At 57.4% G+C, this 15,626-nt stretch carries 9 protein-coding genes; 4 read left to right on the forward strand and 5 right to left on the reverse strand.

Features of this window, described 5'->3' with window-relative positions; translation table 11 throughout:
* Positions 1 to 737 precede the first annotated feature (737 nt).
* The 4 genes from EC9_RS05980 to flhA all read right to left on the reverse strand — a co-directional run bounded on the left by EC9_RS05980 (position 738) and on the right by flhA (position 5,623).
* Positions 738 to 1,532 (reverse strand): FliA/WhiG family RNA polymerase sigma factor, encoded by a 795-nt coding sequence (locus EC9_RS05980; protein WP_145091147.1) that lies wholly within the window; start codon positions 1,530 to 1,532, stop codon positions 738 to 740.
* Positions 1,533 to 1,634: 102 nt separating this feature from the next.
* Positions 1,635 to 1,904 (reverse strand): hypothetical protein, encoded by a 270-nt coding sequence (locus EC9_RS05985; RefSeq protein ID WP_145118612.1) that lies wholly within the window; start codon positions 1,902 to 1,904, stop codon positions 1,635 to 1,637.
* A gap of 205 nt (positions 1,905 to 2,109) precedes the next feature.
* A complete protein-coding gene (flhF, locus tag EC9_RS05990; RefSeq protein ID WP_145343225.1) occupies positions 2,110 to 3,429 on the reverse strand; it encodes a flagellar biosynthesis protein FlhF in 1,320 nt (439 codons plus the stop codon).
* Between the two features lie 88 nt (positions 3,430 to 3,517).
* On the reverse strand, positions 3,518 to 5,623 hold the full coding sequence (flhA, locus tag EC9_RS05995; RefSeq protein WP_145283016.1) for a flagellar biosynthesis protein FlhA: 2,106 nt from the start codon (positions 5,621 to 5,623) through the stop codon (positions 3,518 to 3,520).
* Between the two features lie 333 nt (positions 5,624 to 5,956).
* Between flhA and EC9_RS06000 the strand changes: the two genes are divergently transcribed.
* Positions 5,957 to 7,603 (forward strand): serine/threonine protein kinase, encoded by a 1,647-nt coding sequence (locus EC9_RS06000; protein ID WP_145343227.1) that lies wholly within the window; start codon positions 5,957 to 5,959, stop codon positions 7,601 to 7,603.
* Positions 7,604 to 7,893: 290 nt separating this feature from the next.
* Here EC9_RS06000 and EC9_RS06005 read toward each other — a convergent pair whose 3' ends face one another.
* Complete coding sequence (locus EC9_RS06005) at positions 7,894 to 9,669, reverse strand: TolC family protein (protein ID WP_246105977.1); 1,776 nt, start codon at positions 9,667 to 9,669, stop codon at positions 7,894 to 7,896.
* 410 nt (positions 9,670 to 10,079) lie between these two features.
* On the opposite strand from EC9_RS06005, the gene EC9_RS06010 reads away from it, so the two are divergent.
* From EC9_RS06010 to EC9_RS06020, 3 genes are all read left to right on the forward strand, one after another.
* Entirely contained in the window at positions 10,080 to 12,014 is a 1,935-nt protein-coding gene (locus tag EC9_RS06010; protein ID WP_218934618.1) for an efflux RND transporter periplasmic adaptor subunit, read from the forward strand.
* A 106-nt stretch (positions 12,015 to 12,120) separates the two neighbouring features.
* Positions 12,121 to 13,140 carry an HlyD family secretion protein gene (locus EC9_RS06015; protein ID WP_218934619.1) on the forward strand — a complete coding sequence of 340 codons (1,020 nt, stop codon included), beginning with the start codon at positions 12,121 to 12,123 and terminating at the stop codon, positions 13,138 to 13,140.
* A gap of 14 nt (positions 13,141 to 13,154) precedes the next feature.
* A complete protein-coding gene (locus EC9_RS06020; protein ID WP_145343233.1) occupies positions 13,155 to 15,386 on the forward strand; it encodes an HlyD family efflux transporter periplasmic adaptor subunit in 2,232 nt (743 codons plus the stop codon).
* Positions 15,387 to 15,626: the final 240 nt, after the last annotated feature.

The following is a 15,626-nucleotide window of genomic DNA, read 5'->3' on the forward strand; positions in this document are numbered from 1 at the left end:
GTCAATGCTATAAATTTTGCTTTCGTAGGCATAGGGAAACGTGAGGAATTGTCGTGGTTTCACTCGGCAGCGGCTGCTTCACCCTCCCCCAAACGCAGTTTGCGGGGGAGGGTCGAACGAGCGCAGCAATGTTCGGGGAGGGGCGTTTTGCGAGTCAATCCGCGTTGGACGCCTCTGGCGTTCCCTCCCCGGAAAACTCGCTGAACGCTTGTTTTTCGACCCTCCCAGCTTCGCCGGGCGGGTGCAGGTTGGTATTACTTCACCCTCTCCCAAACGCAGTTTGCGGGGGAGGGTCGAACGAGCGTAGCGATGTTTGGGGAGGAGCGTTTTACGAGTCAATCCGCGTTGGACGCCTCTGGCGTTCCCTCCCCGGAAAACTTGCTAGACGCTTGTTTTCCGACCCTCCCAGCTTCGCCGGGCGGGTGCAGTTAGCAAATCATTTCACCCTCCCCCAAACGTAGTTTGCGGGGGAGGGTCGAACGAGCGCAGCCATGTTCGGGGAGGGGAGTTTTGCGAGTCAATCCGCGTTGGACGCCTCTGGCGTTCCCTCCCCGGAAAACTTGCTAGACGCACGTTTTCCGACCCTCCCAGCTTCGCCGGGCGGGTGCAGGTTGTGGTTGGCAAATGTCACCAGGCCCCGCGGATACCATTGCCTGTTACCGGAAACGACAAAAGGCGACCCCGTGGAGGGTCGCCTTTTGCGAGCGTATCGATTGCGTGGGCAGATTGCTTAAGGACTAGGCGCCGAATTCGACGCGGCGTGGGCCCAGTTGTTGCTGTAGGCGGGCAACAATGCTGCTGTGCATCTGGCTGACGCGACTTTCCGAAAGGTCCAGCGTCGCGCCGATCTCTTTCATCGTCAGCTCTTCATAATAATACAGAATGATGATCAGACGCTCGTTGCGGTTGAGCCCCTTGGTGACCAAACGCATCAGGTCGTTCTTTTGCACACGACGCGTTGGGTCTTCACCCTTCTTGTCTTCGAGGACGTCGATTTCGCGAACGTCTTTGTAGCTGTCGGTCTCGTACCATTTCTTGTTCAGACTGACCAAACCGACGGCGTTGGCTTCCTGCTGCCACTTTTCCACTTCGGGAACGGTGATCTGCATGAACTCCGACAGTTCTTGAACGGTTGGAGCACGACCGTGCTTTTCGTTCAATTTCTTGTTCGCTTCGTTCAACTTGCTCGCTTTGCTGCGAACCAAACGAGGAACCCAGTCCATCGAACGGAGTTCATCGAGCATCGCACCGCGAATACGCGGAACGCAGTAGGTTTCAAACTTGACACCGCGGGAGCGGTCGAACGCATCGATCGCGTCCAGCAAGCCGAAGATACCTGCGCTGATCAGGTCGTCCAGTTCCACGCCTTCGGGCAACCGCTGCCAGATGCGTTCGCCGTTGTAGCGAACCAAAGGCATGTAGTTTTCAACCAGGCGGTTTCGCAGGTACTCATCGCGCACCTCCGGATTTGCCTTGTATTGGTCCCAAATCTCTTGGATTTCTTCTAATTCAGCTGCCGTCTTCGTTGCCATCCAAATCCTCCGTGATCTTCACCGGCACGTTTTCATATGAACCTCTCTCCGCTGCTAGCATCCATGCCGCTGACGAAAAGAAATTCAGTTTGCCCACAAACGCTATGACGTGCGGGAATTTTGTTTATCGGCTTCCATTTCGTTGAAGTGCTCAATCACCTCAGCCAAACGTTGCCTAAATCGAACTTCCACTGTTTGACATATCACTTGGTCCGCGATCGCACCGATGATGTAACCGACACCACTGGCCACGACCATACCAAACAGCCCTAACGTTACGACAGACGAAAGATCGTCGCTGTTGATAGCACCTCGTAAGGCGATCAGTCCGAGAGCCATCGCTCCGAGCGAAACCGCATACGATCGAGCCACCAGGTGGATCCTCCGACACCAAACGTCAAAGCTGTGCGATACATTCCCACAGGGGAAAGGTCGCCGCTTTACTGGTATCGTCCACATCGCGTTCACTTGTTCAGTCCGTTCGATCAGATTCTAAAAATTTTATTTTAGTGCGGGCGAGTTAAATCCGACTCTCGGAAGTTTTTGCTCGCCTATGGCATCTTTTTTGCGTAGTTTTCTAGTTTGATGGCAAGAGCAAATTGCGCGATTGCGTAGATTTTGTTGCCAACGTTGAGCCCTTTAAATTCGCCTGGCTGGCGCCACTTGCGCGATCATCCGGCGGCGGCAGCATGTCGCCGTCGGAAGTCTGCGGCGGCAGCGGAGAAGCGTCATCATTTGTTTCGTTTGGTTCGCCGCTTCGCAAGCCGAGAGCCAGGTCGACCAAGCGGCTTGGTTGCGGCAGATCGATGTCGTCGGGAACGTTTTGTCCCGTCGTGACGTAGCTGATCGGGGGAACGCCCGGGCCAGCAAACCGCATCAGATCGGGCTGCTGTTGGACTTCATCTAACTTGGAAACGATCACCGCACCGGGACACAGGACCGCAAAGTTTTCGATCGCCGATTCGATCGCCGACCGCGACGACGTGGCAGACAATACTAAATGAGTTTCTTGGGGCTGGGCATGAGCCAGCAGTTTTCGGGTGACTTCCAGTTGTTGGATGTCGCGCGGGCTGCGACCCACGGTATCGATCAGGATCAGATCGACATCGCTCAGCCGAGCGATCGCCGCTCGCATTTCGTCCGCTCCCGAAACGACTTCCATCGGCAGCTGCATGACCTGAGCATATTTATGCAGTTGGTCGACCGCGGCGATGCGGAAGGTGTCGATCGTGATCAGACCGACGTTCCGTTTTTCCAGCAGCCGGAATCCGGCGGCTAGCTTGGCGATCGTTGTTGTTTTGCCAACGCCCGTGGGGCCGACTAGAGCGACGATCCGTTGTCCCTCTTGGGGAACATCGATCGGGCCGGTCGTGCGAAATCGTTTGCGGAGCGCTTGTCGCAGCACGGGGATCAGATCCTCGTCGGCCGTTGCGTCGTCGATCGGCGACTGGCTGGCGATGTATTCGGCGCTGGCCGAATCGAGTCCTTGAGCGATCAAGGCTTGGGCGACCCGCGAATTCGATTGGCTTGCGGGTGCGGTCGCTGGCGTTGGTGCGGGTGCGGTCGTCTTCGACTGTTCTAATGCCTGAACGACCTGCGATAGCCGATTGACTTGTTCGGTTAAGTGTTGAACTTGTGGCGAGGTGGTCTGCGCCGCGGGTGCAGGCGTTGGCGGCGAATCGATCCGGCGAGCTGCTGGCGGGCTGGATGTTCGCTGGTTGACGACCGGTTTGGGTTTCAAGCCGGCGGTGACTTCGACGTGCGATTTACCAAGCAGTCCAAAGATGCCGCGATGGACGTCGCGCGTATGCAGAACCGTCGCGTCGCTACCCATCTGACGACGGATCTCGGCGAGCGCTTCCTGCAGCGTCGGGGCTTGGAAAGTGCGAATGTGCATCGTCGGTTACTCCTCGTACGGCTGGCCGAGGCGTCTGTTCGCTGTGTGGAATTGTGTACGTGTCATTTTAAAAATCGAAGCGATTCGGTTAGCCCTGGGCCTTTGGGTCGGTCGGTTTTTCTTTCGCCGGCGGATCGGTGACAAGGCCGATCGATTCGATTGCTGTGTCTTGAGTGATCTCGTTGTACGAAAGGATGTGGATACGAGGCAACGACGAATTTGTCAATTGCTTCAGACCGGGGCGAATTCGTGGGCTGACCAAGACCACCGGCGGATGCCCCGCCGCGGTCAACTTCTTCAGTTCCTCACCCAATCGGTTGCAGGTGACGTCGACGGCCGCAGGGGACATGCGAATGAACAGGCCGCGATCGTTGTGTTCGATCCCCGCGGCGATCCGATCTTCCAGCGCCGGATCCATCGTCACGACGTGCAGTCGACTGTGTTCGTCTCGATATCGCGTGCTGATCGTTCGCGCCAAGCGATGGCGAACGTATTCGGTCAGCCAAACAGGGTCTTTGGTTTTGGGAGCGTAATCGCCGAGGGTCTCGAGGATCGTGGAGAGCTGGCGGATCGGGATGTCTTCGCGAAGCAGCATCTGCAGCACCTGCTGCACCTCGGCCAGCTTCATCACGCCGGGGACCAATTCGTCGACAACTGTCGGAGCCGACTTTTGCAATTCGTCGATCAGGTGTTTGGTCGCATCGCGTGACAGAAGTTCTTCGGCGTGGCGTTTGGCGATCATCTTTAGATGCGTCGTGATCACGCTGCCCGGTTCGGCGATTCGATATCCGTAGATCATCGCTTGTTCGCGACGCGTTGGATCGATCCAGACCGCGGGCTGGTTGTACATCGGGTCGCGCGTCTGTTGCCCTTCGATCGCTCCGGTCGTCATCCCTTGATCCATCGCCAGCAGATGCCCGGGTTGGACCATTCCGTTGGCGACTGGATTCCCGGCGATGCGGATCTCGTATTTGTAGTCGGGCATGTTGCGATTGTCGCGAACGCGGACCTTCGGCAGGATGATGCCGATGTCCGACGCGATCTGGTTGCGGATGCCGCTGATCCGCTCCATCAAGTCGCCTCCCTTGGCGGGACTGGCCAGTGGGATCAGTTCCAGTCCCAGGTTGACCTCCATTGGATCGATCGCCAGTCGATCTTCGACGCGCGGTTCTTCGGGGGCCGCTTTGGCGGCGGCTTCGTCGGCCGATTGCTGCTGTTGGCGATTCTCTTTATCGATCGCCGAGCGGTTCATGACGACGGCTAGTCCGATACATCCGAGCCCGATCGTGGCCATCGGCAGGGTCGGCAGATTGGTCATCAACATGATGAACAAGAACGCGCCGGCGACTGTTAAAACGCGGGGATTACTGAACAGCTGGGTCAGGAACTCGACCGGCAGATTCGATTTTTGTGTGCTTCGCGTGACCAACAACGCCGCGGCCAACGAGATCAGCAGCGCGGGAACTTGGCTGACCAGACCATCGCCGATCGTCAATTTGGTAAAGAGCGCCGCCGCATCCGACAGGCTCATCCCCGCCTGCACGATACCGACATACAGACCGCCGATCACGTTGATCACGGTGATGATAATGCCGGCGATCGCATCGCCGCGGACGAACTTATTGGCACCGTCCATCGCACCGTAGAAGTCGGCTTGATTGGTGACGTCCAGCCGCCGTTGTTGAGCTTCTTTTTCGTCGATGATCCCCGCACTCAGATCGGCGTCGATCGCCATCTGTTTACCTGGCATCCCGTCCAATGCAAAACGGGCGGCGACTTCACTGATCCGGGTCGAACCCTTGGTGATCACGACAAATTGGATCACGACGATGATCACAAAGATGATCAACCCAACCTCGACTCGGTCACCCGAGACAAACTCGCCGAAACTCTGGATCACGCCGCCAGCGGCTTCCATCTGCCGATCCCCCGCTCCGGTCAAAATCAACCGAGTGGTGGCAACATTTAGCACCAAGCGAGCTAGTGTTGTAGCTAATAAGAGGGACGGGAAGACGCTGAACTCCAGCGGACTGGGGACATAGACGGTGGTCAGCAGCACGATCACCGCGATCGTGATGTTCGCCGACAGCAGGATATCCATCAGCCCCGGCGGCAGCGGAACCAAAATAACTACCAAAGAGCCAATGATGCCCAGAGGTAGGATGAGGTCTCGGTAGCGAAGCAGCAGGTTCATGAATCGATTGATCGCAAACTTGGGTTCTATCGATGCCCCATTGGACTGGACTAGGAATTTTCCTGGTCGAATGACAGTCGCGAGGCGGCAGGAGAGTAGCCAATCGCTTGCCTAGGGTCCAGATCGTTTGTGATGGATTCGCGCAAGTTGTCTGAAGACAATGGTTTGCGTGTTTTGCGATGCGGTTAGAGCCGCACGTCCAAAAGAAGTTCAAAGAATTTTGTCGATTCTTTGTCGCTTTTTCACGCCTCAACGCATTAGTGAAATAGCAAGCCAAGTTTTTAATAAATTGAACTCTCCCGATTGGGGGGGCATTCAGACAGGTTGACCCACATGTCCGCAAGAATCAATTCATTGACGACTGGTCCCGACCGGGGCATCGCAGATCGCAAGCAGCAATTGGCTCAAGCCTTTATCGATTGCCTGCACACCGGGGACGATACGGCCCATTTTTCCGATCTGGAACAGGGCTCCACCGTCTCGGTTCCGCAGAACCTATCGCACCCAAGCCTGTTTGATGGTCCAGCGATTCCCGCTTTCGAGGCAGGCGAGCAATTTGGCCCATTCACGATCCAACGCGTTTTGGGCAGCGGTGGGGTAGCCCACGTTTACGCAGCGACCGACGACAGCGGTGAACAGTTCGCGCTGAAGGTTCCGCGGATCGCCAGTCCTTGGATCAACGATCTGATGGGGCGTGAGTTTCGTATTGCGCGGACGGTCACCGACAGCAGTCTGGTCGCAATGCGAGCATTGCACCAAATAGACGATGTCCACGTGATCGCTCAGGAAATGATTGTCGGTTCATCGATCGACGCTTGGGTTCGACAAGGGACTCCCGTTGGGCAGTTGCCCGATTTGAATCGCGTTTGTCAGGCGATCGCTCAACTGGCGAGAACGCTCGATATCTTGCACAAACAAAACTTTGTCCACCGGGATATCAAACCCAATAACATCCTGATCGATGCTTCGGGACAGCTGAAGTTGATCGATTTTGGAATGGCTACGCGGATCCGGACGCTGGGCAATTGGAGCAATCCCGAATTGCAATTGGGCACGTTCCGGTACGTTGCGCCCGAGGTCGCCATGGGATGCTGTCAAACGACAGCTTCGGACATTTACAGCCTGGGGCGTGTTTTGTTTTATCTGTTGGCGGGACGCTTGCCCTGCTTGGATCTTCCAATTCAGCCCGATTGGTCGAACGCCCGGATCGCAGCGCAGTTGACAGAACAGTTGCCGCATGGCACGCCCAGCGATCTGGTTAATCTGTGTATCGGAACCAATGCGTTTGATCCCGAACATCGTCCCACCGCGGAAGCGATTTTGGACTACTTGCAGCCCGGTGCGGTGAAGTTCGAATCGGAACCGTCCGAACCGGTGGCCGATTTGCGTCGCGAGCTTCGCAAACGCGTCAAAGCGAGTTCATCGCAAAACGGTTTGATCGTGATGGCGATGCAAGATACGGGACAGGCTTCTCTTGGGGATGCGATGGATGCGATCTCCGGCGACGAAAACTATTTGGTGCTCAAGGGGCAAACCAGCGCCGACGAACATCTGCGCCATCGGGCGATCAATCCGATCGTCAGCGAATTGGGGCAGTGGTTACAAAATTTGGGTCCGTCGTTGCGTAGTGCCTGGCCACTGCTGCACGATTCGCCCGCGATCGGCGACTGGCCGATCTTGGGGATCCTCGCCTCCGCACACACACGCTTCGCTCAGGCCACCTCTCTCAACGGGGCGAGAGAGACTGGCCTGAGCGATTTAGCGTGGTTGTTCCAATCGCTGACCGAAGACCGCGCGATCGTGCTGTGCATCGAACATCTGCAACATGCCGATGCCGCCAGTTGGCGGATCTTGCGTCAACTGCAGACCGTCGCACAGAACCACCGCTTGATTATCTTTGCTTCGGTCGATGCCAACGATGCGGCGGCGATGGACCAACTTGGTTCATTGGTCTCCTCGGACAGAATCCACACGTTGTAGTGTGGGTTGAATCGTTGCGAGAAACGGTGATCGGACGCTTGGCAATCCCTGCGCGAAAGCGTTGAATTGCTGTCTGCCGCCGGGAACCCCCGTTCATTTCACATCGGTTGATGTGCAACTTCTCAGCCGGCTGCTGGTTTGGCATCTACCCGGCAACGCGATCCTACCGATAGCAAATTGCACGGCTGTTGGGGCGAATTCGCCGAATCGCAGGTACTTGATTCCCCGGGGCGAGTCTGCCTGAACCGCTTTTCTTAGAGGTCGTCCGCTGGGCAGTCCACCAACCGAGATCAGTTGTGGCTGACCAGGTACAGTTGGCTGTTACGCAACAGCGAGCCTTTTTCGAAGTCGATGTTTTTCAGCGCGACGGCGTATTCGGTCTTGGCGGTGAAGTAGCGAGTCTGGGCGTCGCTGAGTCGACGTTGAGCATCCAACAGTTGTTCCAGATTGACCGGCAATCCTGCGCGGCGGTTCGCCTCGAGCGCTTCGACGGCATCGGCTGCGGCGAGGAAGCGGTTCATGTTGGTTTGGGTCTGCTGGAACGCGCGATCCGCTTCGGCCACCATCGCCGCCAAATCGTGGGTCACGCGCCGCGATTGTTCGGTCAGCACGGCTTGTTCGCGGGCCAAATGCAGTTTCGCGTTTTGCACCGCAGCATGTGCCTGGCGGAACCCAACCGGCAGCGACAATTCGAAACCGGCTTCCCATTCTTGGAAGTTGCCACTGCCGAGATCGCGGAAAGCGGAGTCGTTGCCGATCCAGTTCTTGTCGAGTCCGCGATAGCGATAGCGGCCGATCATATCGAGTTGTGGGAGCAGGAAATTTTTGGCGGCTAGCAATTCCAGGCGGCGGCGTTCGACAACCATCCGCTGTTTTCTCAGTTCGGCGCGATACTGGAGGGCTTCGGCGGCGATCGAGTCCCAATCGAAACGGATCGGCGCGGCGATCGGTTCATCGCTGGGACGAAGCAATTGTTCGCCACGTTGCGGCAGTCCGATCATCAACCGCAGTTTTCGTTCGGCAGCTTGCACACCACCGACGCCAGCAAACACGCCGCCTTGGTTGCCGCTGCCCGATTCGGTTCGCTGCGTCGCTTTGCCAGCAATCGCGTCTTCTAGCTCCGATTGAAAGCGGTAGTACTGCTCGCGGGCAAGCGCCTCGGCGGCACCCGAACGCCGGTTGGCAACCTTTTGCGCTTCGTAGTTCAACCACGTCTCGCGACTCTTTTCCATCGCAAATTGCTTGGCGTCGAGGTCGCGGTAGGCGAAATACAAGTCCCAGTAGGCGTTGGTCACATCGCTGACAAAACGACGCAACGCGAGTTCGAATTCCAGGTCGTTGATGTCGCTGTTGACCTTCGCGATCAAGACGCCGTTGTAGACGCCCGGTCCGCCGCCGGGGCCGGCGATGCGGTTGAACGTTAATCCGCCCCCTTGCAACAACGGCTGTCGGATCTCGCCCTCGAGTTGTTGTTGCCAGGCGCTGGGAGTGATGTTGCCGGTCGCGTTGTTGGCATCGTAATCGGTGATACTGCGAAGCGCAAATTCGGCTCCCATCGCACTTCGCTTGCTCAATTGGGCGATGTAGTCGTGGCGATCCTGAGAGAAAACATTCGATCCGCCACCAAAGAAGCGGTTGTTGAAGCGACGGTCGTTGTTCTGGAATGTCGCCAGGATATCCATTTGGGCATCGAACGCGCTGAGTGCTCCTTCCATGCCAAACCGCGGATCGGTCTGCTGCAACGGCCGACTCTGTTCGGTCATCACCAGGTCGGGCGATTGCAAAATCGTGGCCCCGAGTTCTCGCATCACTTCGGTGCTGGAGAGAGCCGTCGACAGCGCTTCTTCCAGGGTGAGTTCCCAGTACTGGATCTCGCTGCCCGATTTGAAGTCTTCCAACGTCAACGGACGGGTATCCGATGTGTGCGCCACGCTGCCAGCATTTCCCGTATCGACACGGCACATCACGGCGTCGACCGCCGTCGTATCATTGCAGATCGTTTGCGCACTTTGATGGTACGTACGGCATCCGCTGATGCTCAGAGCGATTGTTGCAATAGCCCACATCCACGCCATTATATGAAGACGCGTTGTCGGTTCGTGCAATTGTGTTTCGCGGGTGCGATCGTGATCAACCATGGTGCAACCGACTGCCCATTGGGGTGTCAATTAAGAATACAACCTATCCAATCCTTCTTCCTCGATCCGATGGCGGTGTCAAATCCATACGAACCGCTGCGATTCGCACAACCCGCCGCAGATTCATTGCCGGATGACTGTTTCAACCCAATTAATCCTTGGCAACCGAACAACCGGCACATCTTCTCACCACCCTGTTTTGCAGCGTTGCTTGCGTAGTCGATAGTCTCGATGTAGCGGCTGTAATGCTTGCATTCGACGAAATCAATTCGGTTTTGGCATCGCCGTCGCCAAGGGATGCAAACCGCCTGATAGCATAGATGGCTGGGAATTGTTCTATGCAAAAACTGAAGCCATCTGAAATCCTGCTGCCTCATCCGCACGTTGAGCGTTTCTTTGCGCAAGTCGATCGCATTTGTGCGCTCCGCGATGTTACATCGCAGCTGTTTCCCGAACTGATCGACCAATTGATCGACGATGGCATCGTCTCGTCAGCAGCTCTTTGGTGTCGCCAAGCCGGTCAGACGTCGCTACTGGCGAGATCGTCCGATTGGCGGTTCGAATTGCCACAACCGTTCCCTGAGACATTGCTGCAGGCAACCGCAGGCAGTTCCGCTTCGTTACCCTTGGGCGAATCCGAATCGATCGAATCACCAGCTGGCGAAGCTGCGATCACCAGCCAACGCATCGTCGCCGGTTATTGCGGCGGCGCTGAATCGTTTCTGATCTTCGATGGCGTGATCGAACCGGGAGCGTCTCTTGCGGCGATTCGACAACGCCAGGAGATCCTCGAAGGTTTTGCCGAAATCGCGGGGAACCGTTGGGTTCGCCATCGCTTTGAAACACTTTCGCAACAACCGCATCCCACGGACCTGACGCAGCGCTTGATCGATCTGATGGTCGATTCGAAGTCGCTGGAGGCTTCGACGCGGACGCTCGCGGCCGAATTGTTGGCGGCGACGAATGTCGATCGAGTCAGTCTGCTGCAATGCCAAGCGGGCAAGACCCGGCTGTTGGCGATGGCTCCAGCGGGCAACATCGATCACCGTTCCACTTTGGTCCGACGTCTGGAGGCCCTGGTGACGCAGGTGTCCCATGGCAGTGGGACGCTATCGTATTCGATGGGGTTGCCATCGACCGATGCCTCGCCGGAAAGTCTGCTGGAATATGTCGACGAATCGGAGTGTCGCCAGTTGGATCTGATGTCCGACATGCAGCGAGAGGATCGCCCCTCGGAAAACGCTTCTGTGGTGGTTGTGCTGGAACGTTTTAACGTCGATCGCACGACCACGTCCCACGATCGCGATTTGGGGTCGCGGGCGTTGCCCGTGTTGCGGCATCTGGTCGAGCGGCACGACCATGGTTGGAGACGATATCTGCAACCTTTGCGACAGGCTTCGCCGGCGCGCAACGCTGCGATCGTCTCGCTTGTCGGCTTGGTGATTTTGTTGGCGCTGATGTTGATACCGGGAGACTTCTGGATTCCGGTCGATGGGCATCTGCATCCCGTGGCATCGCAAGGCGTCTTTGCCCCCAGCGATGGCGTCGTCGAACAACTGTATGTCGCAAATGGTGCCGAGGTTGCCCGTGGGGAGAAGTTGTTGGCGATTCGCGATCCTCAATTGGAATTGCGGGGGAGCGAATTGGACGGGCAGATCGCCACGTTGAAGTCTCAGTTGGCGTCGGTCCAGGCGACCCGTGGGCAAGCGGCTCGCGACCCGCAACGCACTCGCAGCGGTGAACTTTCGGCTCAAGAACAAGACCTGGAAATTCAGCTGGCCGGATTGCAGCGTCAACGCGATGTGGTGACCAAGCATCGCCAACAACTGGAAATCACCAGCCCTTTATCTGGCAAGGTCCAACGCTGGGACATGGAGCATGAATTGCGAGACCGCCCCGTTGCGCATGGCCAGCATCTGTTGGACGTGATCGATGCGGATTCGGCTTGGGAGCTGCGATTGGATGTCCCCGACCATTTGATCGGCTACGTCGTGAACGCCCAACGCGAAGGGCCGTTGCCGGTGAACTTTCGGATTCGCAGCGATCCGGGGCAAGTCATGCCTGCGGTGGTTGCAAGCGTTGCGGAATCGACGCAGATCGATCCGCAGGGGCGAACGACCGTCTTGGTCTCCGCCGCGATCGACGACGATCTGTTGGACGATCCACGAATCGGAGCCGGGGTCGTCGCTCGGATCGATTGTGGACGCCGGTCGTTGGCGTTTATTTGGTTCCGCGAACTGATTGAATTTTGTCAAAGTAATTTCTATTTCTAAGCGAGACGAATCCATGTCTTCATTCTATCGCCGCTCACTTAGCCTCTTATGGATTGCTCTGCTTGCGCCGACCGTTTCCGCTGTGGAACCACTTGTGATTCAGCGGGTGTTCGTTAAACGTATTGCCGAAGTCGACCTGGCGGCTCCCAAAGCGGGACTGTTGGCGGTTATCGACGTCGAAGAAGGGGCCTCGGTTGCGAAGGATCAACAACTGGCCAAATTGGACGATCGGATCGCAAGCATCGATCTGCAGCGGGCCGAGATCGAATATGAAGTTGCGGTCCAGGAAGCCGATCGCCGATCCGAGATCCAATTGGCTCAGAAGCGGCTGGAGGTCGCTCGGCAATCGGGAAAGCAATACGCGATCGAAAACGATGCAGCGCATCGGCTGGGCGGCAATCGGTTGGCGGTCCAAGCGGCAGAGAAATCGAGTGCGGTTGCCAAGAACGAACTCGATCGCGCCCAACGGGCACGCGACGAGTTTGCTGACAGTGTTTCCGAATCGGAGATCGAAGGCTTGTCGTTGGCCTATCAGCAAGCGTCGCTCGAAGCCCAACAAGCCGAATTCCAACGCCAGCAAGATCTGTTGGCGGCGGCGGCATCGGACGAATCGCTGCAGTCGCATCGCTTGACGACCGAGGAGTTGATGATCGAATTGGAGCAGGCAAAGACGGAACTGCAGCTGGCAGAACTGAATGCTGACCTGTATCGGAACGCCCTCGACGCGGCTCGAATTCATCTGGCCCAACATCGAGTCGAAGCTCCTTTTGCGGGCGTTGTTGTCCAACGCTATCGACAGCAGGGGGAATGGGTCAAGCAGGGCGATCCGATCTTGCGCGTGTTGCGTCTGGATCGGTTGCGCGTCGAAGGATTTCTGCCGACCCGCTCGATCCCAGGCGATCTGATCGGTTGCCAAGCGGAGATTCAAGTCGCCGGCAATGCCAATCAGTCGTTGGTGTTTCAGGGACGTGTTGCGTTTGTGTCGCCGGAAGTCGATGCGGTGAACAACGAAGTGGCGGTGTGGGCGGAATTCGACAACTCCGATTTGAAGGCCTGGCCAGGGATGCAAGGGACGCTGACCATCACTCTGCCCGATGCGACCGACGAACCAAATCAAGATAAATAAGCGACACGCCGGTTTTGAATGCGCTCATCATCCCTCCTGTTTCGCATCCGCTGGCGACCGCCCCGTCGTCGCGTTTGGTGTTGCGCGACGATCTGATCCATCGCCGCGTGCAGATGGGGAATCGTACGCTGTGGGTGATCAAAGATCCTGTTTCCAGCGACTTTTTCTATTTCAGTGAGCGCGAATACACGGTGTTGTCTGTTCTCGATGGACGATCTCCCGATGCGATCGCTGCCGAATACCGACGGCATCACGGCAACGACGTTTTGTCCTCCGACCACCTGGTCTCGTTTCTGGCTCAGGTTCAACGCAGCGGGTTGCTGCGAGGTTCGCCGAAGACGACTGGAACCGAATCGATTCCGGCGGCCCGCTCGCGCGCTGGCTTTCGCGCGGGCCTGCTCTCTCCGTTGGCGATCCGTCTGCCAGGCGTCAATCCAGACCGATTGTTGGATTGGCTCGAACCGAAGACTCGCTGGATCTTTGCGCCACTGACACTCGGATGTGCTCTCCTTTGGATCGTTTTCGCCGCGGTGATCGTTGGTTTGCGAGCGGAGACGTTTTTTCTGGAGCTACGGCAATCGCAGGCTTGGGCCTCGGCGGGCATGATGGGAGTGGTGATCCTTGTGATCGCGATCACCAAGATCGTGCATGAATTGGCCCACGCGGTGACCTGCCGGCGCTTTGGCGGTTCGTGTACCGAGATCGGGGTGATGTTTCTGGTTATGATTCCCTGCCTGTATTGCGATGTATCCAACGCCTGGCTGCAGCCGCGACGAAGCCGACGGATCGCCATTTCGGCGGCGGGGATCTTGGCCGAACTTTGGATCGCCGCGACCGCCGCGGTGCTGTGGTCGATCACGATCGATGGGCCACTGCACTGGATCTGTCTGTCGATCGTTGTGGTCTGCAGCGTCAGCACGCTGTTGTTCAATGGCAATCCGTTGATGCGGTACGATGGCTATTACATCCTTTCGGATCTGTTGCAGATTCCAAATTTGGCAGCCGAGAGTTCCGCCGCATTGATGCGCCGCATCAAACATCTGGCGACGGGAATTCGGGACGTGCCAAGCGCCGATCGCGGTCGGCGATCCGAACTGCTGTTGATCGGATACGCAATCGCCAGCCTCGGTTATCGGATGGTGGTGATCGGTGCGATCCTGTTTGCGATCCACAAACTGGGGATCGCTTACGATCTGCGAATCGCCGCCTGGTTGGTGACCGCACCGATGTTGTTTGGGTTGGTCCGCGGGATGGGGCGACAGGTCGGAACAATGCGGCTGTCGGCGATGGAACGTCGATCGGTGCGGCGTGGTCGCGTTGCGATCGGCTATCTGGGGATCTTGGCGTTTGTGATCGGTCTGCTGTTGATTCCCTTGCCGCATCGGATCACGCTGCCAGCGATCGCAAAAGCTGTGGATCAACAAGACGTCTATGTCGTTCAACCGGGCAGTCTCGTCTCGGCAGTCGTGGAAGGGACCCAGGTCGAGGTTGGGGATGAGATTGCCCAACTGAAGAATCGCGATCTCGATCTGGAATTGGAATCGCTTGCGGCGCAAGCGACTGCGTTGGATCAGCGATTGGATCGCGTCGCATCCCTGCGCAGCGAAGATCCCAAATATGCTGCCCAGATCCCCGCGTTGACCGAAGGGATTGCGGCGATTCAAGAGAAGATTGCGTTGCGGAAACGCGAACAAGCAGCGCTGCGCATCGTCGCGCCCGCCGCCGGTTTGGTTTTTGCCGCGCCACCGCGTCAGCTTTCGGCAGACGAATCGACGGCTGACGACGCTTGGTCGGGAACGTTGCTTCAACCACACAACATCGGCAGTTTTGTTCCGCGAGGAACGCATCTGTGTTCGATCGGTTCGCCGACCGCACGAACCGTCTCCCTCTTGGCCTCTCACCGCGAGATCGGTTTCGTGCGACCTGGACAAACCGTAGCGCTGTATGCTCCCGGTTCGCCCGGCGGACGAGTGCACGGCACCGTGACTCAGATCGATGCTCAACCGTTGACCCATCTGCCGCGTGAATTGGTCATCAATCAACAGGTCTCGGTCGAGCCGGGGAAACTTGGTGGCGCTCAACCGCTCGAACCAACCTATCAGATCCAGGTTGCGGTTTCTCAGAACGACGTTCCCCTGCGTCTCCGAACCGCCAGCACGGCGCGCGTTCACGTCGGATACCGTTCGCTGTTGGGACGGCTGTCGCGATTTCTTGCCGATTCGTTGCGGTTTGAACTCAATCCTTGAGCTTGCTGCATCGGGATGTCGCCGGGGTAATAACACGTCCATCTACAGGTGCGGATCTTGTCGGTTGGCTGCCACTGCCCGCACGCTAGGCTTGCGTGCATTGGTTATGGGCAAACCGTTCATGCAATCTGCCAACGACGGTTCCGCCTATTCAGAAAAATTGCCGTCTTTGGGAATCGGGCTCTTTTGCGTAACGGCCGGCAGGTTGCCCTTGCTGCTGCTGTAGTGGTGTTCTTCTGT

Origin of the sequence: Rosistilla ulvae (genome assembly GCF_007741475.1) — a bacterium.
Classification (GTDB): Bacteria; Planctomycetota; Planctomycetia; order Pirellulales; family Pirellulaceae; genus Rosistilla; species Rosistilla ulvae.

Coding starts and splice junctions, on each gene's coding strand:
- EC9_RS05980 (WP_145091147.1), bottom strand. CDS start 1,532: ATGGCAACGAAGACGGCAGCTGAATTAGAAGAAATCCAAGAGATTTGG.
- flhF (WP_145343225.1), bottom strand. CDS start 3,429: ATGCACATTCGCACTTTCCAAGCCCCGACGCTGCAGGAAGCGCTCGCC.
- flhA (WP_145283016.1), bottom strand. CDS start 5,623: ATGAACCTGCTGCTTCGCTACCGAGACCTCATCCTACCTCTGGGCATC.
- EC9_RS06000 (WP_145343227.1), top strand. CDS start 5,957: ATGTCCGCAAGAATCAATTCATTGACGACTGGTCCCGACCGGGGCATC.
- EC9_RS06005 (WP_246105977.1), bottom strand. CDS start 9,669: ATGTGGGCTATTGCAACAATCGCTCTGAGCATCAGCGGATGCCGTACG.
- EC9_RS06010 (WP_218934618.1), top strand. CDS start 10,080: ATGCAAAAACTGAAGCCATCTGAAATCCTGCTGCCTCATCCGCACGTT.